Source organism: Methylomonas sp. LW13, assembly GCF_016865255.1.
In the GTDB taxonomy this organism is placed as follows: Bacteria; Pseudomonadota; Gammaproteobacteria; order Methylococcales; family Methylomonadaceae; genus Methylomonas.
This window is the reverse complement of the sequence record NZ_CP033381.1, coordinates 2,410,714-2,433,520: the sequence shown is the minus strand read 5'-3', so window position 1 is coordinate 2,433,520 and position 22,807 is coordinate 2,410,714. Positions and strand designations below refer to the sequence as shown.

At 53.1% G+C, this 22,807-nt stretch carries 25 protein-coding genes; 8 read left to right on the top strand and 17 right to left on the bottom strand.

Annotation, left to right across the window (positions count from 1 at the left end):
• Positions 1 to 113: 113 nt before the first annotated feature.
• A complete protein-coding gene (locus JL719_RS10915) occupies positions 114 to 587 on the top strand; it encodes a 2TM domain-containing protein (protein ID WP_033156359.1) in 474 nt (157 codons plus the stop codon).
• Between the two features lie 69 nt (positions 588 to 656).
• Here JL719_RS10915 and JL719_RS10910 read toward each other — a convergent pair whose 3' ends face one another.
• The 7 genes from JL719_RS10910 to JL719_RS10880 form a co-directional block, all read right to left on the bottom strand.
• Positions 657 to 1,457 carry a phytanoyl-CoA dioxygenase family protein gene (locus tag JL719_RS10910; protein ID WP_033156360.1) on the bottom strand — a complete coding sequence of 267 codons (801 nt, stop codon included), beginning with the start codon at positions 1,455 to 1,457 and terminating at the stop codon, positions 657 to 659.
• Between the two features lie 69 nt (positions 1,458 to 1,526).
• Complete coding sequence (locus JL719_RS10905) at positions 1,527 to 2,102, bottom strand: cytochrome c (RefSeq protein ID WP_051669900.1); 576 nt, start codon at positions 2,100 to 2,102, stop codon at positions 1,527 to 1,529.
• A 77-nt stretch (positions 2,103 to 2,179) separates the two neighbouring features.
• Entirely contained in the window at positions 2,180 to 2,656 is a 477-nt protein-coding gene (locus tag JL719_RS10900) for a DUF6644 family protein (protein ID WP_033156361.1), read from the bottom strand.
• Between the two features lie 4 nt (positions 2,657 to 2,660).
• On the bottom strand, positions 2,661 to 3,158 hold the full coding sequence (locus JL719_RS10895) for a DUF6644 family protein (protein WP_033156362.1): 498 nt from the start codon (positions 3,156 to 3,158) through the stop codon (positions 2,661 to 2,663).
• Between the two features lie 7 nt (positions 3,159 to 3,165).
• Positions 3,166 to 4,206: a hypothetical protein gene (locus JL719_RS10890; RefSeq protein WP_051669902.1), complete on the bottom strand. Its 1,041-nt coding sequence runs from the start codon at positions 4,204 to 4,206 to the stop codon at positions 3,166 to 3,168.
• A gap of 24 nt (positions 4,207 to 4,230) precedes the next feature.
• Positions 4,231 to 5,028 carry a hypothetical protein gene (locus JL719_RS10885; RefSeq protein WP_033156363.1) on the bottom strand — a complete coding sequence of 266 codons (798 nt, stop codon included), beginning with the start codon at positions 5,026 to 5,028 and terminating at the stop codon, positions 4,231 to 4,233.
• A 47-nt stretch (positions 5,029 to 5,075) separates the two neighbouring features.
• Positions 5,076 to 5,507: a DUF6152 family protein gene (locus JL719_RS10880; protein ID WP_051669903.1), complete on the bottom strand. Its 432-nt coding sequence runs from the start codon at positions 5,505 to 5,507 to the stop codon at positions 5,076 to 5,078.
• A gap of 281 nt (positions 5,508 to 5,788) precedes the next feature.
• Between JL719_RS10880 and JL719_RS10875 the strand changes: the two genes are divergently transcribed.
• Positions 5,789 to 6,178, top strand: coding sequence for a hypothetical protein (locus tag JL719_RS10875; protein WP_033156364.1), 390 nt, complete (start codon positions 5,789 to 5,791; stop codon positions 6,176 to 6,178).
• 300 nt (positions 6,179 to 6,478) lie between these two features.
• Entirely contained in the window at positions 6,479 to 7,000 is a 522-nt protein-coding gene (locus JL719_RS10870) for a hypothetical protein (RefSeq protein ID WP_033156365.1), read from the top strand.
• 197 nt (positions 7,001 to 7,197) lie between these two features.
• Here the strand turns inward: JL719_RS10870 and JL719_RS10865 are convergent, their stop codons facing one another.
• Positions 7,198 to 8,814 carry a sulfatase-like hydrolase/transferase gene (locus tag JL719_RS10865; protein ID WP_033156366.1) on the bottom strand — a complete coding sequence of 539 codons (1,617 nt, stop codon included), beginning with the start codon at positions 8,812 to 8,814 and terminating at the stop codon, positions 7,198 to 7,200.
• 199 nt (positions 8,815 to 9,013) lie between these two features.
• On the opposite strand from JL719_RS10865, the gene JL719_RS10860 reads away from it, so the two are divergent.
• From JL719_RS10860 to JL719_RS10850, 3 genes are all read left to right on the top strand, one after another.
• A complete protein-coding gene (locus JL719_RS10860) occupies positions 9,014 to 10,120 on the top strand; it encodes a CDP-alcohol phosphatidyltransferase family protein (protein WP_051669905.1) in 1,107 nt (368 codons plus the stop codon).
• The gene (locus JL719_RS10855) at positions 10,120 to 11,103 is read left to right on the top strand and encodes a lysylphosphatidylglycerol synthase transmembrane domain-containing protein (RefSeq protein ID WP_033156367.1); all 984 of its coding nucleotides are present in this window, start codon (positions 10,120 to 10,122) and stop codon (positions 11,101 to 11,103) included. Before JL719_RS10860 ends, JL719_RS10855 begins: the two co-directional genes overlap by 1 nt.
• 185 nt (positions 11,104 to 11,288) lie before the next feature.
• Positions 11,289 to 11,978, top strand: a complete 690-nt coding sequence (locus tag JL719_RS10850; protein ID WP_033156368.1) for a hypothetical protein — start codon at positions 11,289 to 11,291, stop codon at positions 11,976 to 11,978.
• A gap of 118 nt (positions 11,979 to 12,096) precedes the next feature.
• Here JL719_RS10850 and JL719_RS10845 read toward each other — a convergent pair whose 3' ends face one another.
• Entirely contained in the window at positions 12,097 to 12,756 is a 660-nt protein-coding gene (locus JL719_RS10845; protein ID WP_033156369.1) for a hypothetical protein, read from the bottom strand.
• Positions 12,757 to 12,834: 78 nt separating this feature from the next.
• Positions 12,835 to 13,365, bottom strand: a complete 531-nt coding sequence (locus JL719_RS10840; protein WP_033156370.1) for an REP-associated tyrosine transposase — start codon at positions 13,363 to 13,365, stop codon at positions 12,835 to 12,837.
• A gap of 272 nt (positions 13,366 to 13,637) precedes the next feature.
• Between JL719_RS10840 and JL719_RS24410 the strand changes: the two genes are divergently transcribed.
• On the top strand, positions 13,638 to 13,835 hold the full coding sequence (locus tag JL719_RS24410; RefSeq protein WP_101052248.1) for a DUF6316 family protein: 198 nt from the start codon (positions 13,638 to 13,640) through the stop codon (positions 13,833 to 13,835).
• A gap of 4 nt (positions 13,836 to 13,839) precedes the next feature.
• Here the strand turns inward: JL719_RS24410 and JL719_RS10835 are convergent, their stop codons facing one another.
• From JL719_RS10835 to JL719_RS10805, 7 genes are all read right to left on the bottom strand, one after another.
• Positions 13,840 to 14,937 carry a glycosyltransferase family 4 protein gene (locus JL719_RS10835; RefSeq protein ID WP_203531408.1) on the bottom strand — a complete coding sequence of 366 codons (1,098 nt, stop codon included), beginning with the start codon at positions 14,935 to 14,937 and terminating at the stop codon, positions 13,840 to 13,842.
• Positions 14,938 to 14,949: 12 nt separating this feature from the next.
• Positions 14,950 to 15,327, bottom strand: coding sequence for a 6-pyruvoyl trahydropterin synthase family protein (locus JL719_RS10830; RefSeq protein WP_033156372.1), 378 nt, complete (start codon positions 15,325 to 15,327; stop codon positions 14,950 to 14,952).
• A gap of 181 nt (positions 15,328 to 15,508) precedes the next feature.
• Positions 15,509 to 16,549 (bottom strand): zinc-binding dehydrogenase, encoded by a 1,041-nt coding sequence (locus tag JL719_RS10825; protein WP_033156373.1) that lies wholly within the window; start codon positions 16,547 to 16,549, stop codon positions 15,509 to 15,511.
• Positions 16,546 to 17,262 carry a RibD family protein gene (locus JL719_RS10820; protein WP_033156374.1) on the bottom strand — a complete coding sequence of 239 codons (717 nt, stop codon included), beginning with the start codon at positions 17,260 to 17,262 and terminating at the stop codon, positions 16,546 to 16,548. Before JL719_RS10820 ends, JL719_RS10825 begins: the two co-directional genes overlap by 4 nt.
• Positions 17,240 to 17,896: a GTP cyclohydrolase II gene (ribA, locus tag JL719_RS10815; RefSeq protein ID WP_084153270.1), complete on the bottom strand. Its 657-nt coding sequence runs from the start codon at positions 17,894 to 17,896 to the stop codon at positions 17,240 to 17,242. Before ribA ends, JL719_RS10820 begins: the two co-directional genes overlap by 23 nt.
• A gap of 201 nt (positions 17,897 to 18,097) precedes the next feature.
• Positions 18,098 to 19,255 carry a pyridoxal phosphate-dependent aminotransferase gene (locus tag JL719_RS10810; RefSeq protein ID WP_033156475.1) on the bottom strand — a complete coding sequence of 386 codons (1,158 nt, stop codon included), beginning with the start codon at positions 19,253 to 19,255 and terminating at the stop codon, positions 18,098 to 18,100.
• Between the two features lie 74 nt (positions 19,256 to 19,329).
• On the bottom strand, positions 19,330 to 20,601 hold the full coding sequence (locus JL719_RS10805) for an OmpP1/FadL family transporter (protein ID WP_033156375.1): 1,272 nt from the start codon (positions 20,599 to 20,601) through the stop codon (positions 19,330 to 19,332).
• Positions 20,602 to 21,032: 431 nt separating this feature from the next.
• Between JL719_RS10805 and JL719_RS10800 the strand changes: the two genes are divergently transcribed.
• Positions 21,033 to 22,505 carry an MBL fold metallo-hydrolase gene (locus tag JL719_RS10800; protein WP_033156476.1) on the top strand — a complete coding sequence of 491 codons (1,473 nt, stop codon included), beginning with the start codon at positions 21,033 to 21,035 and terminating at the stop codon, positions 22,503 to 22,505.
• The last annotated feature ends 302 nt before the right edge of the window (positions 22,506 to 22,807 follow it).

Genomic DNA, 22,807 nt, shown 5'->3' with positions numbered 1-22,807 from the left:
GCGCTTTCGACGAAAGTGACGGGCAACTGTCGTGCCGATGACGGGGGAATGTCGTCACGGAGCAAGCCAATCAAGCGCTAGACTGAAGGCCAGTGATTAAAAAGGAGTTCCAAATGCTTATACAAAAACTGAGATTGCAACACGGCTGGTCGCAACAACAACTGGCCGATTTGAGCGGCATCAGCGTCCGCACCATTCAACGCATCGAGCGCGGACAAACGGCAAGCGTGGAATCCCTGAAGTCACTGGCGGCGGTCTTTGAGATCGATTTTTCACAGTTAAATTCGGAGTCGGACATGAACGGCACTTTAAGTCAGGGCATTAGTAAAGAAGAAATCCTCGCGCTGGAACACGTGCGCAAACTGCGGCGGTTTTATACGCATTTGCTGCAATATCTGGTCGTCATCGGCGCTTTGGCGATCTTGAATCTGGTGCAAACCCCGCGCCATCTCTGGGTGATCTGGCCGGCGTTGGGCTGGGGTGTGGGGCTGTTGATTCATGCCTCGTCGGTATTCGACATCCTGCCGTTCTTTGGTGCGGAGTGGGAGAAAAAGCAGGTCGAGAAGCGTTTGTGGCGGTCGCTGTAATATGCCAAGACTCGGAGGCGTCGAATCCGGCGCCTCCGTAACTCCTGTAGAAGTATCTCCAAATCTATTTCAACCAAGCCTTTCCGCGATTTGCCAAGCCCGTCGATACCAGTCGTTATTAGCCAATTGCGCCATCTCGGCCTGAACAGGCAATACGGCTTTGTTTAGAAACGCTGCCGTAAACGGGTGGTAGATGCCGACACAAATATCAAAGGCCAGCCGCGCCGAATTGCTTTGGTAATGGCCCCGATGCAGCATTTGCGCATCGAACAATAACGCATCGCCCGGCTGCAAATCGATCAGCACGCTGCCTGGCAAATCTTCGTGTTTTTGATGACCATTCAATTCAAAGCGCACCTCCCGTTCCAGAGGGTTGTCCCAGCGGCGATGGCTGCCGGGTATTAAGGCCATGCCGCACTCGGGTAACAGCGGCACCCGCAGATGCAGTGCCAACAATTTGCCTTGCGCGCTTTGCTGTGCGTCGTCAGTGATAGTGCTGTATTGCAGGTCCCGGTGCCAATAAGGCAATTGCTCGCGGTCCAACGGATTGAAAAACAATTGGCTATTATGAAAATACAGCTCGTCGCCGAATAAATCCGTCAGCCAACCAGTAACCGCTGGCTGGGTGATCCAAGCAAATAAAGCCAGACGTTCCGCGGCCTGTTCCTTGAAATACCGGCTATCGGTCAGGCTGTGCATGTTCAACAGGCGATTGGCGCGGATTAAATCGCCAATTTCCGCCGCCCATTGCCAGTGTATCCGTTCGACCATGGACTGTAATTCCGCCATGGCTTCCAGGCAAAATAACTGCCTGGCGATTAGATAGCCTTGAGTTTGGTAGGTATCGAGATCGGGTAAATTGTGGGTCATGCGCGGCAATAGCCCAGGTCAAAAGGCCTACAGTATGCAGCTTAGGCCGGCTACGTGCCAACGCCCCTACTATTTTGGTCTGGCATCGCCCGGATACCAAAATTGGCTATGACACTGCTCGCAGGCTTGTTCGACTTCGCCGCCGGCTTTTTCCAGTTCCTCGACGTTTTTGGCGTCTATCGCCACCAGTAAACCTTGTGCGGCGTTTTGCAGGTTTTGCGCGCGTTTTACAAATTCCAGACGATGCTCGGTGATCAAGGTTTTGATCGCAGCCGGCGTCAGTTCCGCACCGCCGCTAGAAGTGACGGCATTAGCAGCCGCGATGGGCCGGTCTTCAATGAACAACAGATTCGCCGCTTCAGTCACGGCCAGGGCGTGTTGCCTTAGCAGTCGCCAATCTTCGTCGGTTTGCGGCTGGCGTTCTTCGGTACCGGTGGCCGTGCTGACCGAGGATACCGAGTTCCAGATAAAATCGATATTCGGATCGATAATCGAGGTCATGATCTCTTGCAACGTCGCGACCGGTTTGAAGGGAATGGGCGGCGCAGCAGGTTCGGTAGTAGCAGGGTTGCAGGCCATCAATAGACTGGCAGATGCCACGCTGCCGGCAAGTATTTTTAAACGTGAATTAAATCGTTTGAACATGGGCAATCCCGTTGCGAATAAAGAAGACGTCGGCTCTATGCCGGGGCGTCCTTAAACTGAAAATGGATGAGTCGGCGTTAAGCAAAAAAGCCGATAAAACGCCCGGCGAACGCCACGCCCAGCCACAGGCTCAATGCCAGGCCGCTGGTGGCTTTTGCCAGCCAAGTATGGTGTGAGTCTGACCTAGCAACCCACCGGTAGAGCGTGAAATACACCAGCAAGGCAAGGCCCAGCAGAATGAATTTGGCCCAAAAGAAATCGTTGGGATAGTAGCTGGTGGCGGCCGGAATGAAGATCAGCAAGCCGGATACCACCAATAGCGTCAAACCGGTCCAGAACAACTTGCCGGTGCTGCGCTGGATTTGCGCCAACGGTACGCTGCTTAGGCCCAAACCCAGCAAATTCAGGCTGGTTAATATCACCGACGCCAGCAACAAAATCATGCCGGCGATATGGCCCAGTTCCAACAAGGCGCAGAACAGATGATCCAGGCTGCCGACGAAGCGGCCAAACCCGCTGGATTGCAAAGCTTTGAAGAGTTCGAGGACAGACATAAGGTTATTGGTAACTCAAGTAAGGGATCAAACGCCCGGCGATGACCACCAGGCTCCACAAAGTCAGCGACGTGAAGCCGGCAAAACGCACCGCTGCTGGTAAGGTAGACTCGTTGCCCCAGTGCCCGACCTCGCGGCCCCATTTCAACTCAAACCACAAGGCATTGATGCCGGCCAAGGCGATGAAACCCAGTTTGTAAAAAAATACCGGCAGCGTGATGATTTTTGCCGCCGTCGCCACGAACAGCAAAATCCCGGTCGCGAAGATAATTAAAAATCCGCCCAACAACCAGGGCCGAAGCGGATGCAAAACTTGCCCAACCGGCAACTGCGGTAGAAACAGGCCGAGCAGGCGCAGGTCGACAAAAAACAGTAATCCCAATGCCAAAGCCAGGCCGATCAAATGCAAGCCTTCGATCAAGGGAAACATATACACCGACTCGCGCAGCGCGGTACTGAACTCGGAGTCGTTAAGCAGTTGGGCAAATTCGACTAATGACATGATGAGCCTATTTTTTCGGTTCTTCAGCGGCGACCAGTCCGAAGCCGCCATTGTTCTCGGCGCAGACACGTTCGTATTGATCCAGGATAGGCTCTTTTAGGGCCACCTTGCCGGTGTAATTGGCTGGCTCAACCTCGAAGTGCCAGCCGTTAGGCTGATCTTTGGCGGTCCATTTCCGGGCTGGCACCGTCACGGTAAACGGCCGGGTATAGACGGTCGGGTCTGTTAGCACAGCTTCGTAGGTGTAACGGTCGCCGTCGTTGCTAAAGATGTAGCGCTCCTGGATATGGCCGTTTTCGCTAATAAACTCGCCGGAGCGGCCGAATAAGGCTTTGCCGTTTTGATTGGTGACGTCCACCACCAGCGTGTTGCCTTCCCAATGGCCGCGCGAGTCGCCGTTCCACAGTTTAATGTTGTCCGGCAAATGCGGTTTGCCGTCCAGGTGAATGATGCGGGTGCCCGAGTTGAATTGAAACAACACATAACCCGGATACTGGCTGATTTCGTAACCGTGCCAAAACAAGGATTTGGGAATGCCGCCTGGTGCGCAACGCGCCAAGGGTTCGATGTATTCCGGTTTGACCGGGTCGTGGAAATGCGCCTGAAAATCCTTGACCTTCTCCAGCGCCCAAGGCTGAAACGGCACCTGGCCGTCGGCGGGGTCGCTGACCCGGCTGGGTGCGCGTTCCTCGCGTGGACCTTTGGCTACTCGGTTGGGATTGGGGTCGTTTAGGATGCCGCCTTGCGGATCGGTAAAGTTGTTATGGTTGGCGATGGTATTGGACCAGTGGCCTTGCACGTCCGGTTGGCCGTCGGCGGTTTTCGGACCGGTCCATTTTCCGGAAACGATCTTGGGAAAGCTTCTTTCCTGTTCTATGCCGGGGCCGCCCAGTTTCAGCGGTTTGGTGGCCGGCTGAGCCGATTTCGCAGCCGGTGCGTCCGGTTTCTTTGTGTCGTCCGCAGCGTATAGGCTGGGCGCGGCGGTAAGCATCATACTGATGGCCAGCCCGGAAAATAGCGCCGAGCGACCTGGGTTAATTTGTGTCATAACGTCCTCGTCTGGTATCCGGCTTTAAGGTTTATTCGGCTTGGGCGGATAAGCGTCGTCGTAGTCCAGCGTAAAGCGGTAGTCCTCGATCAACTGAAAATCCTTCTCCCGGTGCCGGTGCAAAATCACCGATAGATTCCAGGGCTTGCTAAATACCTTGGGGTCTTCCACGGTGGCTTTATATTCGACGGTGTTGGGGTCGATAAACGCCCATTTTTCGACGACATGTAGCGCGTCGCTGTGATAATTGCCGGCCCGGTCGAACCAGGTTTTGTCGTTGAAATGCTTGACGTCGACCACCAGCGTATCGCCCTCCCAATGCGCGCGGGAGTCGCCCAGCCACCAATCGTAAGGGTCTTTCGGATGATCGGTTTCGTCGGTATGTATGGTCCGTACCGAATGACCGAACTGGTGTACCAAGGTCAGGTCTTGTTTGCGTTGGAAGATTTGAAACGGCTCCGGGTAATAAATGCCGCGCGGTACACCCAAGGTGTAGCCTTTAAGCGCCGGGTCCAGGGTGTCGCGAGCGGCGAAGTTTTTCTTCTTTTGCTCCAGTGCGGCGGGTAAATAAGGCAGGTAATGGCCTTCGACGATGCCGGCGCCGGGCGGGGCGTCCTTGCGGTTGCTGTGCGGTTCCAGGTCGTAATCGGCGGCGCTGGTAGTTTGCCAGATGCCGGAAAAATCGGGTTTGCCGTTGGCAAGCCGGGGGATTTTAGGGCCGGCCGCACCGGCGTCGCCGGTAGCCAGGAACAGCAAAATCAAGCCGCTGGCCAGCATCAGCGCAATCTGTAGCGATGACGGACCGTTATTGGGTGAACGCATTGAGGGTATATTCCGTAATATTTATATTCAAACAAATCCGATTCGGTTTATTGCGCCTGGCCGTTGGCTTGCGCCCCCGGAGCATCCTGAGCGCCGCCAGTTTTAACGCTACGGCCATCAGACAACACGGTGGTCACCGCGTAGCCAAAATCCTTGCCATTCTTCGCGCGATAACCCTGGATGGTGACTTCGCTGCCGACCGGCAGGCTGGCTTTGGTTATGCCCTTTTGTTTAAGGCTGAACGGCGCGCCGAATTCGAATCCCCAATTCTTGGCGCTGCCGTCGGTTTGCTTCACGTCCAGATACAGCCAGCTATGCGGGTTGACCAATTCCAGTTTGGTGACCACGCCTTTTAACTCGATGGGTTGTTCGGCGTCGAACTCGGCGGAAAAGGCGTGGTGGGCATGGGCTGGCGGCGCGGTCAGGGAAAGTAAGCCGCCAACAACTATCCCGCTTACCAGTTTGCCTTTCGTGTTCATTCGATATGTCCTGCGCTAATTCGCTAAAAAATCAATCGCGGAAAATGGTTTGCTTAACTTTCCACGTCGTTGCCCGCATTCAGCAAAAACCAGGCCCATAATCCATAACAACGCGATAATCAGGAGTATTTATTTAGCTAAGCCACTGTTTTAGCGTTAATTACTTTGCGAACAACGACCAAGTGACGATCAAAAACAGGAGGACGATTTATCGGTGAGGACAACTGCCGTGCTGTTAACGCAGCAGCGGAACAACATCCTTCGAGCAATTGTCCGGCGATATGCCCAAGCCGCGCATGCGCACCGAAAATATACCCAGCGGCACCGCCGAAAGCTTTGGCTGCATCCCGCCGGGCTACAGGGGCATCCACAAAGTGCTCGGTGGTACACCCAAATCGCTGGTGCGCACCGCTGCACGCTTCGTCGACACCTACACGGGATTGGGATGTGCCGACGCACCACTCGGCGGTAACCACGAGAGGGTTTTGCGTGTCGCCCGGATACTCGGCCACTGGTCCGCCCCAGGTTTAAGCACCCGCCTGTTTGGCGGGACGGTGCCGCCAACGCCGGCCCGAATGAATTTACCGGATTGGCGCGCGAATGGATTATCGCGGCGATCCGGATGGTTTGGCTGGCAAGGATATTTCCGAGTTGGCGCGCTGGGTTCTTAGGATCTGAATGAGCGGCATATCCGCAACTGAGCTGGCGACATCGACTAGCTGGTTCTGATACGATTCAACCGGTAAAAAATGTCGGCTTTAGAGAGTGGCGAACTGTGACAATCGACCCGTTGCGGACTATCGCTTGAGATGATTCAATGGCAACAGTCAGGCTGTTACCGGTCATTATTTCATCGTCGAATGATATATAGAAAGGAAGATCATATGCAGATCAATAAATTACCTTATCGAAGCGCATTATCGGGTAGATATACGGTTAACAGCTTAATATCTTGTTAGGTTTCTCACGCCATGCACCAACCGAACGAGCACGACATCTATTCGCTCATCGGGTTCACGCTGACGTATATCCAGTCGGTTGAACGCAACATCAAGTTCTGCACAACGTTCGTGCTGCAAGGCGATACCGAGCTAACGTGGGAAAGGCTTCAGCATATTGAGGGGCAAGAGAGGAAGAAGGCGCTCGGCTATTTCTTGGGGAAGGTCAAAGAGCGAGCACAGCTATTTCCTGCTTTTGAAGAACTGCTTAGCGAGTTCTTGCAGAAGCGGAATGATTTCGTTCACAACCAAAACAAGATTCCGGGCTGGAATCTCAGCACCGAAGATGGCGCCTTGGTTGCTCGCAAGTTCGTCGTGTTGCTTCTTCGTCAAGCCCACATGGTGAATGAGATATTTGCTACTCTCGTAACTAAATGGCAAGTCCAAGCCAACATCGATGCGCCCACTACCCCCGACCTTCAAGCGTATCTGGAGGAAATCGAGAACCGATATGGTGCCTACATTGACACGTTCTTCTCAGCCCAAGAAACCTAACCCTGCGGTCAACACGGACCTTGCGCGAAAAGCCGCGCAAGGCCGGTTACCTTCACGGTAGACGAGCAATTTATGACATAAACCGGCCCACACCTCGAAGGTTGGAAATTGGCCGAATTGATCCTTTTCGGACCTTGGGATATTTACATGCCCGCGACCGCTTATTCGAAACCTTGCGCAAAACCAGGAACCAAGATTTACCGGGAAAACGCCGCAATAAATCGCTCCCGTAATTTATCCATGCCCAGCACGGGCGCATCGCTTGACGGCAGCATGCCCTCCGTCCATTGCGAATCTTTTATTGCATCCATCACCTTGCTGTCGCGACTAATCAGATGCACCAGCACGTCATGGCTATCCGATTCGCCGGTCACAAACGGTGCCGGCTGGTGATCTCCCAGCACCAGCAGTACCAGCTTGTCGTCTCCATATTTAATCGCGTAGGAGACGATATTAGCCAGCGCATATTCGATGGATTTTCGATATTGTTCACGGATGCGCTCGGTGTTTTGCCAAACCACTTCCGGGGTATCGCCGACGCGGGCTTGATTGAAAATGCTGCCGTCGCCGACCTGGTCCCAGTCCACCAGATCGGGCAACGGCGTCCAGGGGGCGTGCGACGAAATCAATGCCAGCTCGGCCATCAACGGTTGCCGAGCGCCGGGTTTGCGCTCCAAGGCTTGCAGGGCCGACAGCGTGTATTGGTCCGGCATGGTGATCCAGTTGAAGGTTTGGCCTTTGTAGCCCAAATCCTGTGCGGCATAGATGCGGTCGTAACCGAAGTATTCGCCTTGTGGCCAGGCCATCGTATGTGCCGGTTGTACCGCCACAGTGCGCCAGCCGGCCCGGTGGAACAGGCGATTCAACGACGGGCGTTGGCTCATCACCAAGCGGTCGTAGCGGGTCTGGCTATTGATCCATAATCCGGACATCAAGGTGCCATGCGCCAACCAGCTGATGCCGCCGTACGTCGGCGAGGTCAGGTAAGCGCTACGCGCCAACAAACCGTTTGTGGCCAGATCGGCGCTGCTTTGCTGTAGTAATGGCCGGATATGCGCGGCGTAGTCTGCCCTGTCCAGCACGGTCCGGCCATACGATTCGATGAACACCACCAGCACATCCTTGCCTTTCAATTTCTCGAACAATGCGTTGTCCGGCACGGTGGCATAATGGTCGCTATCGACGATGTTGTTGAAACTTTCCAGATCGGCCATGCCGCTACGGATGCTGGCAACGTGTTGGGCCATTAGGTCGTAAAACGGTTTGCCGGCGTATGACCAATCCGCGAAGGCGGAAGCGCTCCACACCAAAAGGCCGGCTATTAAACCTGTGCCGCTAATTTGCGCCGAACTTTGCAACAGCGTTTGTAGCCGGCGCAGTAAGGTGTTGGTCAGCCAAAAAATACTCAGCAACAAGGCGATGAGCAAACCGGCGACGACGATGGCGCCAATCCGGCCAATGGCGCCTTGCAATAGATTCATGCCGTCTGCCGGAAAGCGGGAATCCAGGACCGGATTGAACGGCCGATCAAAAACCTGGTATGCCGCGAGGTCGGCCATTTTAAAAATGATCCCCGTCGCCAGCAGACCGGCAGCGCACAGACGAATCAGTGAGCCGATCCGGCCCGGCACCAGCAACGCCAGTCCAAGCAATAGCGCTTCCAACGGCAGGTAAGCAAAAGCCGCCAACGAGATCGCGCTCAGGCGATTGGGAATAAGCAACGCCGTCAATACATAAATCACCGCAAAACCATTCAAACCGGTTGCGAGGTGATCAGTCCGGTGAGAATTAAAAATCCTGTTATCGCCTAGCATCTATATTCCCGCAAGACGGTTAAATGTGGCCGGCAAAATCGTTGCCGATAAAGTGAGTTTAAGTTTGCAGAGGCGGGCATGCTAAGTCGAATGTACTGTTAGATATTTAAGGTTGATACTGCTTGCAAGCAAAAACAACGCCAAATTGGCACGGCTTCTGCTTGCGCTTACCGGTCACCCGACTCAGTAACGGAAACACATGCAACCAACCGAGAATGCCACCTTAAATTTTCTGCAGCAGGAGTTGCGCGTAATCGCCCAATTGGGCTTGGGAGTATTACTAATCGGTTTTGGTGTATTAAGCGTTGTCCAAGATTGCCAGCTTGCCGGCCTCTGGCTGTTTCGCGCCAGTCTAATCTGGGCTTATGTCTGCCTATGCGCATGGCGGCGTTTACCGTTGAACCGCGCCAGTTTGGACGCGCCACTTTACGGCAGGCTCGGCTGGGGCAATCGTTTAACCCTCTTGCGCGGCGGATTCATCGCGCTGACCGGCGGCTTTTTGTTTATGCAGCAAACTCTTGTCACATTTATATGCTTGCCGGCGTTGTTTTACACGCTGGCGGCTATCCTCGATAGGTTGGACGGCTTCGCGGCCCGCCGCAGCGAACAGGTGAGCCTGTTGGGTAATGAATTGGACATTCGCTTCGATGCGCTGGGATTAGTGATCGCACCGCTATTGGCAATCGGTTTGGGCAAACTGCATGGCTCCTATCTGCTGTTGAGCGTGGCTTACTATGTTTATCGCTGGGGCTTGCAGCAACGTAGTTTACTGGGCTTGCCCTTATACGACTTGCCGGGAAATCCTTTGCGTCGGACTTTGGCGGGCTTTCAAATGGCGTTTGTTGCCTTGGCGCTCTGGCCGCTACTTGACCCCGAGTTGACCGCTATCGCCGGCATTGCCTTCATGTTGCCGGTGCTGTTCGGATTTACGGCGGACTGGTGGGTGGTGTGCGGTCGGTTAAAGCAGCAGGACTATGAGTGCTTGGCAAATTGGAGCGCGCAGTATTTTCAGCCAGGGCTGAGATTATTAGTGCCGTTGCTGGCGGTTATGCTGATACCGGATGCCATCGACACCGAGGACAAACTGCTGGTGCTAGGCGTTGCGCTGGTTGTGCTTGGCTTGGCCGGGCGCTTGGGAGCCTTGATCGTGATCGTCTCCTTGGGTTGGCATTATCCGCACGATAGCAACCGAGTTGTGTCTTATGGTTTGATCTTCGCTGCCAGCTGGATTTTGCTGCTGGGCACCGGCCGTTATAGCCTGTGGCGATGGGGCGACGACTGGATTCAACGCTATGACGGGGCCTGATGAACTGGTTTAAGGCGCTGCCGATTTTATTGTGGTTGCCTGGATTGCTGCTGGCTAGCGCGGTGTTTAGCCAATTGCCTCTCGCCACTATCACGTTGACTATTGGCACACTTTCTTTCAACCAATGGCTAGGCTGGATAAGTCTGAATCTGGTCATTATCTTAATGGCGACTCAGCGTTGGTGGGTGCTCAGTGATTTGCTGAAATTACCGGTTGGTGTTGCTCAGTTATTGCTGATTCGCCAAGCCGGCCAAGCAGTCAGTTTCATCACGCCCGGCCCGCAGTTCGGCGGCGAGCCTTTGCAGATTTTCTGGTTGTACAAGCGCTACCATTTGCCGCTACACAGGGCGCTGCTGAGTTTGGGCTTGGATAGATTTTATGAGCTGTGGATCAACTTCAGCATCTTGGTTCTGGCCGTGCTATTGCTGCTAGCTTCACCGGCCGGCGCTGTCGCCAACTGGCGAGAAATCTTGCTAAGTCTGATCGCTATCTTGCTGATCTTGTCCCTATTTGGCTGGATTATTTTAAAGCAGCCGGAACGGATATTGGCTTGGCTAAAGCGCCTGGCCCGGCGTTGGCAGCATCATCCGCGCCTACAAAACATCGAAACACATTGGCAGCGTCTGGGTAGTGACTTAAAGGCTGCCGTAACTACCGGTAAGCCGGTTTTATGCAAAGCCTTTATATTTTCTCTGTGCGGCTGGGCCGGGTTGCTATTGGAGTTATGGCTGCTGCTCGGCGTGTTCGACTTTGCCCTGGATGTTTCGGCGTTTCTGGTGGTGTTGGTGGCGATGCGTCTGTCGTTTTTGTTGCCGCTGCCGGGCGGCGTCGGATCGTTGGAAGCAGCGGTGTTTTGGGCGTTTCAGTATTTGAGTTGGCCCGCCGAGACAGCTGTTGGCTTGATAGCGTTAATGCGTTTGCGCGATGCCATTATGCTCATCGGCGGCCTGGGTTGTTTGCGCGCGTTACAGGCAAGTCGGTAGCCAAGTGCTTCTCTAAAGACAGTCAGCCAGCAAACCCTGTCTGTATCGCAACAGCTGGCGGGCATTAACTCTGTTCAACAACGGAATTTCCTGGCGATTAAATACGGCACGATTACTGCTGTTTTCGGAGCGGGAACCTTGCTCAAGGAATCCGTTTTGATAACCCATAACTAGAGAGAAAATGCATGAAAAAAACTAGCTTTGTTGCCGGCCTGCTCGTTCTGAGCGCCAACACTGCCTTCGCTCAACAAGCCCCCAGCGACGCCCCCAAACCACCGCTAGGCTTTTTCGTTACCAGTGTTGGCTCCGGCAAAGGCGCGGATTTGGGCGGCCTGGCGGGCGCGGATGCGCATTGCCAGAAACTGGCGACCGACGTCGGTGCCGGCAACCGCACCTGGCGCGCCTATTTGAGCACCCAGGCCACAGCCGACCAACCCGCCGTCAACGCCCGCGACCGGATCGGCAACGGCCCCTGGGCCAACGCTAACGGCGCGATTGTCGCGAACGACGTTGCACACCTGCACGGCGACACCGTGGAGTTAGGCCAGTTGGGCAACAACGTGCATCGCACCACCAACCTCACCGAAAAAGGCGCGCAGATCAATGGTGTTGGCGCTACACCTAACCAGCACGACCTAATCACCGGCTCCAAACCGGACGGCCGCGCCTACACCGATGCTGCCGACCACACCTGTAAAAACTACACCAGCAGCGGCGAAGGCAGCGTTCGCGTCGGCCACTCCGACCGCACCAACCGCGGCGCCACCGGCGGCAACGTCTCCTGGAATTCCACCCACGACAGCAAGGGCTGCAGCCAGGAAAACCTGGTCAGCACCGGCGGCGCGGGTTATTTTTATTGCTTTGCGGCGGATTAAGTTGGTTTGAGAGGGTGGGCTGACGAAAGGAAGCCCATCCGTGGCGAGTGATGCGATTCACTTCGTTCTGTCTTCATGTTGAGTTTCGCATTTCTCCACCCTGCCCTGATAAGTCAAATTAATGAGTTAGTACCCAAAAAATGTTTCTTATAATCACCCATGAAAACAACACAAAACCTATTGCATAAAAAGCAGTGCAGATATATCTGAAATAACGGTATTCTATATTCAAATAGTCGTATAACGACCAGAACTGATCTTCCTCTGCCTTAGGGTTTTGATTTTTGCTACTGTCATTAAATCCAATACGCCGCTTTAAATCTTCGTAATCTTTAGAGCTTTCTAACTCCTTAGCACGAATATTATTTAGATGAAGCTTATATTTTTCTGTCATATACCTAGATAGATGATGTATGTTTCTTCTTGATCCAGTGTACTCGCCATAATCTTTGAAATCTTTTATTAACTCGGGAGCTAAAACTAGAAAAATAACATTACCGATAACAAAGCATAATGACGAATAAAAGAACACCTCCCAGGAGAATGGTAGCTCTATCACAAATTCGTACACACTACCGTCGATAGTTATTTTTATGGATTCATTTATTTTCGACAATAACTTTGCCACAAGTGGAACAACAAATAACCATACGTACGTTGAACTTATTATCTTGCTGTTTTGTATAGCGCGAAGTTTATCCCAATTCGTGAACTTCTTAGCCCACAAGGACATTTCTTGAATTTGGCTACTATATTTTTGAATATTTATATTTGTCATTGTCTTTCCAATTTTCTTTTAGCGGTAGGATGGGTAGAGCGCCAGCGAAACCCATCAGGTAAAAATTCATAAATATTCTTATTCCAAATTTAAATCATTTTCCAATCCCATTACTCCGCCCCAATCAACCGGAATAATCCCTCGCTTAACATACTGATGAAACGATGAATAAGGCCAATCCGCGACAGTTGTGACGTGACCATGTTTTACTGGATTGAAATGAATGTAATCCACATGTCTGGCAAAGTCGTTATCATCCTTTATTCGGTGCTCCCAAAATCGTCTTTGCCAGATTCCTCTTTCATTTTTACGAATACGGCTATGGGAAATTTTCTCACCAATTTCAATATGCCTGGAAAATTCTGATTTGATTTGTCGCCAGCGCAAACTGAAATCATCTTCACCATCGGGTAATATCCAAATGGCGTGCAGATGTTCCGGCAACACTACAATCGCTTCCATTGTAAATGGATGTTTTTGTTTAACCATACGGAAGGATTCTCGCAAAATCTCAATATGATCCGTCAGTAGTGTTTGGCTTCTATCCGCCAGATTTACCGTAAAAAAGTAAGTGCCACCCTGGACACGATGGCGACGGTATTCAGTCATTTTTTTCAGCGTAAGTTTGAAGTTAGCGATGGGTTTCGCTTCGCTCTACCCATCCTACGAAGCCCATTGAGTTTAGCCCTAGCTTAGTCCTGTGAGCCATCCCGCCAAATTGTTTACCATACACCCGAGCAACAGTATCAGTATCTCCAGCAACAATTTTTCTCTAATCCGGTGTAATAAGGCCAGACTTGGCAAGGCTTATAAACATGGCATAAATAGTGATACGACATTATCGGCATCACGCCTGTTTAATCCTTGATAGTGAGTGGTCTATGTTTCGCACGGAACGATTTTTGTCTGTAGTTAATCCTGGTACAGGCTTACACGCCTGGTATTTTTTGACTCGGGAAGGCCGCAAAGGGCCGTTTTCCTCTAAAACCAATGCGCAGGTGGCGCTGCACCACTACATCGATAGCTGTGCTCGACAGGGACTTGCCAGCCGGCGCACGCGATTGTTGGCGAATGGCTGAGCGTTTATCGGTTTTGCCCGATTACTTGACCCGATAAAAACGCGCGGATGCCGGCGCAACTTGTCTCCCATTTGGGATGGTCGGCATAGAATTGCAGGGCGTTAGCGCCCAATCGAGCCAGCAGTTGCCGATCATGATGCAGGGTTTTTAACAAATTGCCTAAGGCGACATGACCTTCGGGTTCGATCAAATAGCCGTTATCTCCTTCACGAATAATCTCCCAGGCAGCTCCCGCCATGGTGCCGATCACCGGCAAGCCGAATTGCTGAGATTCCACATAGACAATGCCATAGCTTTCGTAAGCGGACGGCATGACTAATAGATGGTGTTGCCGGTACAAATCGGCCAACGCTTCACCTTGCACGGAACCGAGCAAGGACATGTTTTGGGTCAATCCGGCATCTTGAATCAAGGTTTTGATATACGCGACATAGCCCGGCTCCATATCCAGCCGTCCGGCCACTCTGAGCAGGTAGTCCGGTGCAGGCAGTTGGCTAAGGGCTTCGAGCAGCACATGCAAACCCTTGCGGCGGATGACGTTGCCTACCAGCAATATTCTCAGCGGTCCGGGCTCCAGCGCGCGGTTTAACACGGCTGTGTGATCGATGTTTACGCCCGCAAAATTATCGCCGGCCGGCACAGCAATACAGTGCGGAGGTAATTCGCCGGCCAGTAGCTGTTGGATTTGGCTTAGCGTGGTCCGGCTGTTGGCGATGATGCCGTTCACCGTTTGTAAATAGCGGCGCTCGATAATCCGATAGAGCCAGGCACTGTGCCAAGGCGAGTGGTCGATGCTGGCTAGCAGATGCACCAGGGCAATTATCGGGATGTCGAGTTGTTTACTGATGCGCCGATTCAAATAAAACACGGCCGGATGCGCTATGGCGTCTTGAATCAGAATATCCGGCTTGGCTGCGGCGATTTTCTCCAGCAAATCGCCGGTAATATTTTCCGCCAACAGCCGCCAATAATTATGCGGCGGCAAGCTGATAATGCTGACCTGGTCACCTTGGCTTTGCAGGTAAGCCACCAACTTGCGGTTATACAAATAGCCACCGCTGACGCTGTCCATATCTCCAACGATCAGCAAGCCGACATGCACGTTGTTTAGCGCTTAGAACGCCAAGCGGTAAGCCGCCCAACAGGTGGCGTTTTCCCAGAGTTTTACCCGCAATCTGCCTGTGCCCGGTGGATTAATGGCTGCGGCGATTTTTTCGCAGATAATGCGGCTGAAGTGCTCGATACTGGGGTTTAAGCCCGCAAACTCCGGTTTGTCGTTGAGCATTTGGTCGCGAAAACCGGCGACTATTTCATCCAACGCGGCTTCGATAGCAACGATGTCCACCAGATAGCCGTGCTGATCCAGTTCCTCGCCGTCGATACGCACTTCGGCGATGTAATGATGGGCGTGGGGTTGGTTTTCGCTGCCCCAATCGCCGCCGATTAAGTAATGGTTGGCGATAAAGTCTCGGCTGACGGCTACGCTGTACATGTTGGTTTTCCTTGGGTTTCGGTGGCTATTTTTGTTACTGGCGGCCAATGCCTTGTTCCTTCTCTGGTACTAACATGTCATTTAGGCGAAGGTTAGACTAGGGTTTTATCCCCCTCACCCCAGCCCTCTCCCACGAGGAGAGGGGGCTAAATTCACGGCGATTAGCTAAAGCTATGGTCTATTAATAGATAAAAACGGCTTGTAAGACTTGTTCCGGCGCTTGATCCAGCAGCTGGTAAACGTCTGCGGCTTGGTCGATGGGAATGCGATGACTGATCAGTGCTTGCGGCTTCACCTGCCGAATCATCCGCCAAGCCTGTTGAAAACGCCGGGCCTTATCCCAGCGCCCCGTCAATTCCGGCGCAATACTGCTGACTTGGCTGCTAATGAATCTGATTCGATTGCGATGGGCCACTCCACCCAGTTGTACGGAAGCGGATTTGTTACCGTACCAACTGCCGATCACGATGCGCCCGGAATAGCTGCACAGGTCGATAGCCAGATTCAAGGCTGCCGGTGCGCCGCTGACTTCGTAGATCAGATCGGCGCCGGAGTTCGGTGTTGCCGATAATTCCACGGGCAATCGTAAAGCATCTTTCAATTCGGCAATTTGCCTATCAGACTTTGGGTCGAAAGTTCGGTGTACACCCAACCACTCGGCGTAATTGCTGCGTTTGCCGATTTCATCCAAAGCCAGCAACTGCGCCAAGGGAAAACGAGCCAGTAAGCTGGATAGCAATAAGCCGACGATGCCTTGCCCTAAAACAGTCACTCGTTCGCCTAAACCCGGACTGCCGTCCAGTATCAGATTGACCGCCGTTTCCATGTTGGCTAAAAACACCGCCGCCTCGGGTTCGACATCATCCGGCAACGCGATGAGTTGATCCAGTGTAGCGATAAAATGACTGGCGTGCGGCTGAAACGAAAACACGCGCTTATTTAACCAAGAGGCATCGACGCCAGCGCCGATTTGTTCGACGTTGCCTACGCAGGCATAACCATATTGCAAGGGATAAGCGTTTTGCTGCTGCAAGGCCGCCAGCGAGGCATCCAACGCAATATCGGTGGGCAATTGTCCCCGGTAAACCAGCATTTCCGTACCGGCGCTTATCGCCGAGCAAAGACTCTTCACCAATATTTGCCCAGGCTGCAACGGCGGCAAGCGCTGCTCGCGGATTTCAACCTCTCCGGGCTTGATAAACCAAAGCTGACGGGCCCTCATGCTACCGCCATCTCCCGGTAATGCAGATTGCCCCACATGATCAAATCTTGTCCCAGCATTTGCGAATGTAATGGACGAATTTGCGGCAATTGGCTTTTACAGCCTAAATCCAGATTGCCGACGCCCTTGTAACCGCCGACCAAAGTCGGCGCAATGGTCAATACCAAGGCATCCGCCAATTGCGCTTTTAAAAACGCGGTGATGACCTGACTGCCGCCCTCCACCATCAATGTCCGGATGCCTTTTTCCCAAAGTCGTTGCAGGGCTGCCGACAGGTCAACACGCCCATCGTCATCGCCGGCTAAAGTGATGATTTCGGCGTTGCCGCCGAATGTCCCGTCGGGTTTTAAACAGGTTAGCAGCCAGCAGTCTTTATCCTTGCGTTGGCAGAGGCGAGCGGTCGGCGGCGTGCGTAAACCGCTATCCAGCACGATGGGTTGCGGGTTGTGCCCATCCCATTCGCGCACCGTTAATTGCGGGTCATCGGTCAGCACCGTGCCGATACCAACCAGGATGCCGTCATGCAGACTACGGAGTTGGTGGGTCAAACGCCGCGACTCGGAACCGCTCAAGCCCAAGGTTTCACCGGCGCGCGTGGTAATGCTGCCATCCCAACTTTGCGCATAACTTAGCGTGACAAACGGCCGTTCCGCTGATTCGGAAAACGCTGTTTGGGCGATCAGCCAGCGCTCAATCTGCTGGTTCACAAGCATGTGCGGCTCTCTCGCTTACCCTGATAGCGGCAGGTTTAACCCACAATAGATGATCCATACGCCTAACTTTAGTCAGCAAATAGCCTTGATTGTCGGCATTAACCGCGGCTTCCAAAGGAATACGAGCTTTGACAAGCATGCCCTCGCTTTCCAAAGCTTGAATCTTTAACGGATTGTTGGTCATCAGGCGTATCGACTTGACACCCAGCTCCTCCAGAATGCGGACTGCCAACGAGTAATCTCGTTCATCGGCACCGTGGCCCAGCAACAAATTGGCGTCCACCGTGTCGTAACCTTGGTCTTGCAAGTTATAAGCGCGCATTTTTTGCAACAGGCCGATACCGCGGCCTTCCTGGCGCAGATAAACTAAAACGCCGGCACCCTGGCTGGCGATCAATTGCAACGAGCGATCCAGTTGTTCACCACAGTCGCAACGTCTGGAACCCAGCACATCGCCGGTAAAACATTCGGAGTGGATGCGCACCAAGACATTGTCGGCATCGCTGACGCTACCCATCACAAACGCCAGATGTTCTTTGTTATCCAGGGTGTTGCTGTAATAGCAGAGTTGAAAGTCGCCATACGCCGTGGGAATTCGGGTGCTGGCGAGTCGGGAAACGGTAGATTTGGACATGGTGTTCGATAAATGCTTAATTCCTTTCATAAATCAACTTGCGTGCCAGCTTTCAAGTGCTTGTTTGACATAGTATTTAGCAAATTAGCCATCGCTACACTGCTGCCTCACGCGCAGCAATTGTTGACTGCCTGTTGTTTAAACAACTACCAGAAAGCACAAGCCACACATTATTTTGCTTAAAAGCCTTTAGCAAATTGATCAAGGGTGGAAGTTACTCAAACGCTTAACTGCTTCATGCAAGGTCGCGTCATCCTTAGCAAAGCAAAATCGAATCAAACCCTCGCCGGCGGCGCTTTGATAAAAGGAACCGCCCGGAATGCTGGCGACACCGGTCTGTTCCAGAATAGCTAATGCGGCGGCTTTGGCGGTGGGATACCCAAAGTGGCCGATGTCGGCTAACACGTAGTAGGCGCCTTGCGGTACTAAGGGCGTCAAACCAGCCGCATGCAAGCCGGCGCAAATGATGTCGCGCTTGCGTTGATACTGCGCCCTGAGCTGCTGAAAATAGTCCGGCGGCGCCTGCAAACCGGCTGCCGCGCCGTATTGCAAAGGCGACGGTGCACAAACATAGAGTAAATCGTTAACCAAATTTATCGCCTGTGCCAATGCCGGTTCGGCGACCGCATAACCCAGCCGCCAACCGGTAATGCTAAAGGTTTTGGAAAAGCCCATGATACTGACCGTACGCTTGGCCAGATTGCCGACACTGGCCGGGGAAATATGCGGCACGCCGTCGTAGGTGATGTATTCGTAGATTTCGTCGGAAATAACCAGCAAATTGTGCTGCTCGGCTACTCGCTCGATGATTGCCAACTCGGCGGCACTGAAGAGTTTGCCGCTGGGATTACTGGGTGTGCAAACCACGATTGCCCGGGTATTGGGTTTTAGGGCGGCACGCAACGCCGCTTCGTCAAGCGCAAAAGTCGGCGGCGCCAAGGTTAAAAACTGCGGCTCCAGGCCGTTGAGCAAAATCGTGTTCAAATGGTAGCCGTAGTAAGGCTCCATCAGCAAAATGCCGTCGCCCGGGTTTAATAGCGCCGTCAAAGTAGCTGCAAATGCCCCCGTTGTGCCGCCGCTAATCACGATCTGACTGTCAGGATCGACGTCCAAACCATTGTCGCGCTTAAGCTTGGCGGCAATCGCCTGCCGTAATGGCGGCACACCTTCCGAGGCAGTGTAGGTATTGAGGCCGTCTTGAATAGCCTTTATCGCACCGTCCCGCACTAGGGCCGGTGCCGGCAAATCGCCTAAGCCCTGACCCAGATTGATCCCGCCGATGCGTTCGCACTCGCGGGTCATCAGACGTATATCGGACGGTTTAAGATTGGCAATCCGGTTAGCAGCGGGAAAAGTCATCGGCATATGTTGTAACAGTCGTTTAAAAAGAAGCGCCTTGACGGCGCTTGAGAGGGAGGAGAGCCCTGAATGAATTAAAACCGCCGAGTCCAACCAAATTGCAGCGAAAACTGGCTCATCGACAAATCGATGGATTGGCCCGGACTCAATGGATTTGGGCCGGTAATGGTTTTCTGCGGCGAATACATAAACGCAAAACTGAGTTCGTCTTGTTTGCTAAGCGCGTGACTTAAGCCGCCGGTCAAGTGCCATTCCTGCACCCCAGGCGCCAGAATATTGAACAGCACCTCGGAGCCTTCAATGGGTTGCTGCCCATAACTCAGGCCGCCGCGCCAAATCCAATCCGGGCTTTGCTGCCACTGCACCCCGGCTTTATAAATCGTCATATCGTTCCAGCCAAAACCTCGGCCGTCGGCGTGTCCCAGCAAATTGCCCTGAAAGGTGTTGCCGACCGATTTAATTTCACTGTAGCGGATATGCTCGACGTCAAAATTGGCGGTCAGCGCTTTGCTAACATCCCAGGACAATCCAACATTAAAGCTGTCCGGAATATCAAAACCACCGCCCTGGGCAAATAAGCCGGAGTAGCGTTCGAACTTGGACATATAGATGCGGCTTTTGTAAGACGCACCCAATCGCAAACCCGGCGTTAACTCGGCCAATCCGCCTACCCGGAAGCCGGCACCGAAAGAATAATCGCGTCCCTGATCCGATAAATGATCCGGTTCACTGGAAAAACCGAATTGACCGAATGTATTCAGGCCTCTGGCCTTGAAAGTCTGCGCCGCAAAAATCGGCGATATTCCGAGCGCATAACGGCCTTTAGCAAACGAATGCGCGTAGGTGCCGACGATAAACGCTTGCGCCATATCGATACCGGTGCGGCCAGCGCCGAACGTGCCGTTCGCGCCGGTAAATAAGCCATTACCGTTAACTAATGGTTTGTAATCGGTGTTCATCCCACCATTGCCGTACATCGCTACACCAAGGGTTTGCTCAGAATCCAATTTGTAACTCCAACCCAGGGTCGGCACCGGAAAATACTCGCTGTCGCTTTCGACCGACCCGGTCGCCAACATGCCGCCGCCGTTTACGCGGTATTCACGATGCGGACTGAATAATTCAAATTCCAAATCCAGACGATCACCCACATAGGCTAGGCCCGCCGGGTTTATCGCCGAGACAATCGCATCCTGCGCAAAACCGGTACTGGCCCCGGCCAAGGCTTTACTCCGGGCGCCGTAGCTGTGGGCAAAATAGCCGTTGGTGGCGTTCGCGGCGGGCACGCACACAGCCAACGCGGTAAAAGATCCCAACATGGCCCATGATATTTTTGCAAACGACATAAAAGGTTTCCCTGTGTGACAAGCTTAGGGAAATTCTATCCAGCGCCAGACTCTCTTTAAAAACGATATATTTCGATGTCTATTTCAGATATTGGCATAAAGACAAGATGCGTAAGACGCACTGCATGTTGTTTTTATCATCGGGCCCGACACGGCACACCGAGCTGATTCTGCATAAACACCTAAGCAGCAAACGTTGCTAGTTGAGCAGCATATCGCCCTTCCTATCAACATAAGCCATCCCCCTGGTTGCGCCGGGTTTGCGGCCTACCGTTAAACGGCACAGCTCTTGCTGAGCTCAGCTCCAATTGAAATCAATCAGCGCCGAAAATCCCAGTAGCGACACTGTCCAACCGGCCGGCATTAGCGGCAGACAGCCTAATTTGACCCTTACCGATCCATACACCTATTTCAAACCAACAGGAGTTAACATGTATAAATTGCTATACCGAACGGCCGGTTTAACCGCGCTTATTTTCACCGGCTGTAGTTCGCTGCAGCAAAACAGCATCCAATTAGCCAGCGATGCCGCGGGCGTCACGAACCTCAAATCCATCGAATTTAGCGGCACCGGCCGTTGGTACCAATTCGGTCAGGCGCCGAATCCCGACCTGCCCTGGCCGCCGTTTGCCGTCAAAAACTACACCGCCGACATCAATTACGAAACCGCCAGCGCCCGCGTGCAAATCAGCCGTTTGCAAGAGATAGAGCCGGGGCGGAATCGGCCGCAACCCACCGAGCAAAAGGTTGATCAATACGTCAGCGGCGCTTATGCCTGGAATATTGCCCCGCCTGCGGCCGGCGCCACCAGCGCTAACCCCGCCATCACCACGCAACCCACCGCTAGCGAAGAACGCGCCGCCGAAATCTGGGCCACGCCACAAGGATTTTTAAGAGCAGCGCAGAGCCATCAGGCCAAAACTGAAGACAAGGGCACCGATACCGAAGTCAGCTTTACTTTGGACGGCAAATACCGCTACCAGGGGACATTGAATGCCCGCCACCAATTAACCAAGGTCAAAACCTGGATTGACAATCCGGTGCTTGGCTACACCTTACTGGAAACGCAATACAGCGACTACAAGGAATTTGGCGGCGGCTTGTTTCCCAGCCATATCGTGCGTCTGCAAGGCGGCTATCCGGTATTGGATTTGAACGTCATCACAGTAAAAGCCAACCCGCCGGTAGACATCGCGGTACCTGCCGAAGCCGCCAAGAAACTGAACATTATCGTCGCAGCCAATAAACTTGCGGACGGCGTGTATTATTTGACCGGCGGTACTCACCATAGCGTGGCTATCGAGCAGCTAAACCATATCGTGCTGGTAGAAGCACCGCAAAACGAAGAACGCTCCTTGGCGCTAATCGAAAAACTCAAGGAAACCATCCCCAATAAACCGATCAAATACGTGATCAATACTCACGCGCACTTTGACCACAGCGGCGGCTTGCGCACCTTCGTCGATGCCGGCGCCACTATCGTCACCCATCAGCCCAATCAGGCTTATTACGAAAAAGTCTGGGCTGCACCGCATAGTATTTACCCCGACAATCTGGAGAAGTCCAAAAAAGCGCCAAACTTCCTCAGCTTTGCCGGCAAACAGGTGATTTCTGACGGCAAACGCAATATTGAAATTCATGCCTTGGCTGAGAATAGCCACAACGACGCCTTTGTTGCGGTGTATTTGCCCAAGGAAAAGATATTGATCGAGGCCGACGCCTATACGCCGCAAGCGGCTAACGCGCCGGCGCCCACATCCGTGAACCCTTATTCGCTGAATCTGTATGAAAATATTCAACGGCTTAAATTGGATGTTGGACAGATCGCTGCCTTGCACGGTCCGCGTGTGGTGACCTTAGGCGATCTGCGCAAAACCATCGGCATCACCAAAGCTTCGCGATAAGCAGATCAACAATTGAGGCACCGGCTGGCTGAATGCCGGCGCCTCAATCTCAGCGCAAACAGGCCTGACTTAGAAATCCCAATAAACTTTCGTTGCTGGCGGGCGCCTCAGCAACAAGTGGGTTCTGCCCCGCCATCAACACCCCGCAGCCAATCGCTGCTGAATTTCAAGCAATCCTGCGCAGCAATCGCGGCTAGACCCTCTAAAACGCCACCTTCCCAAAGTTGGCATGTAGCGTGCTTTGTTAAATGCGTATTTGAATTAGCAATTTCACATTTATCCTCTCATCGTTCCAGTACTAC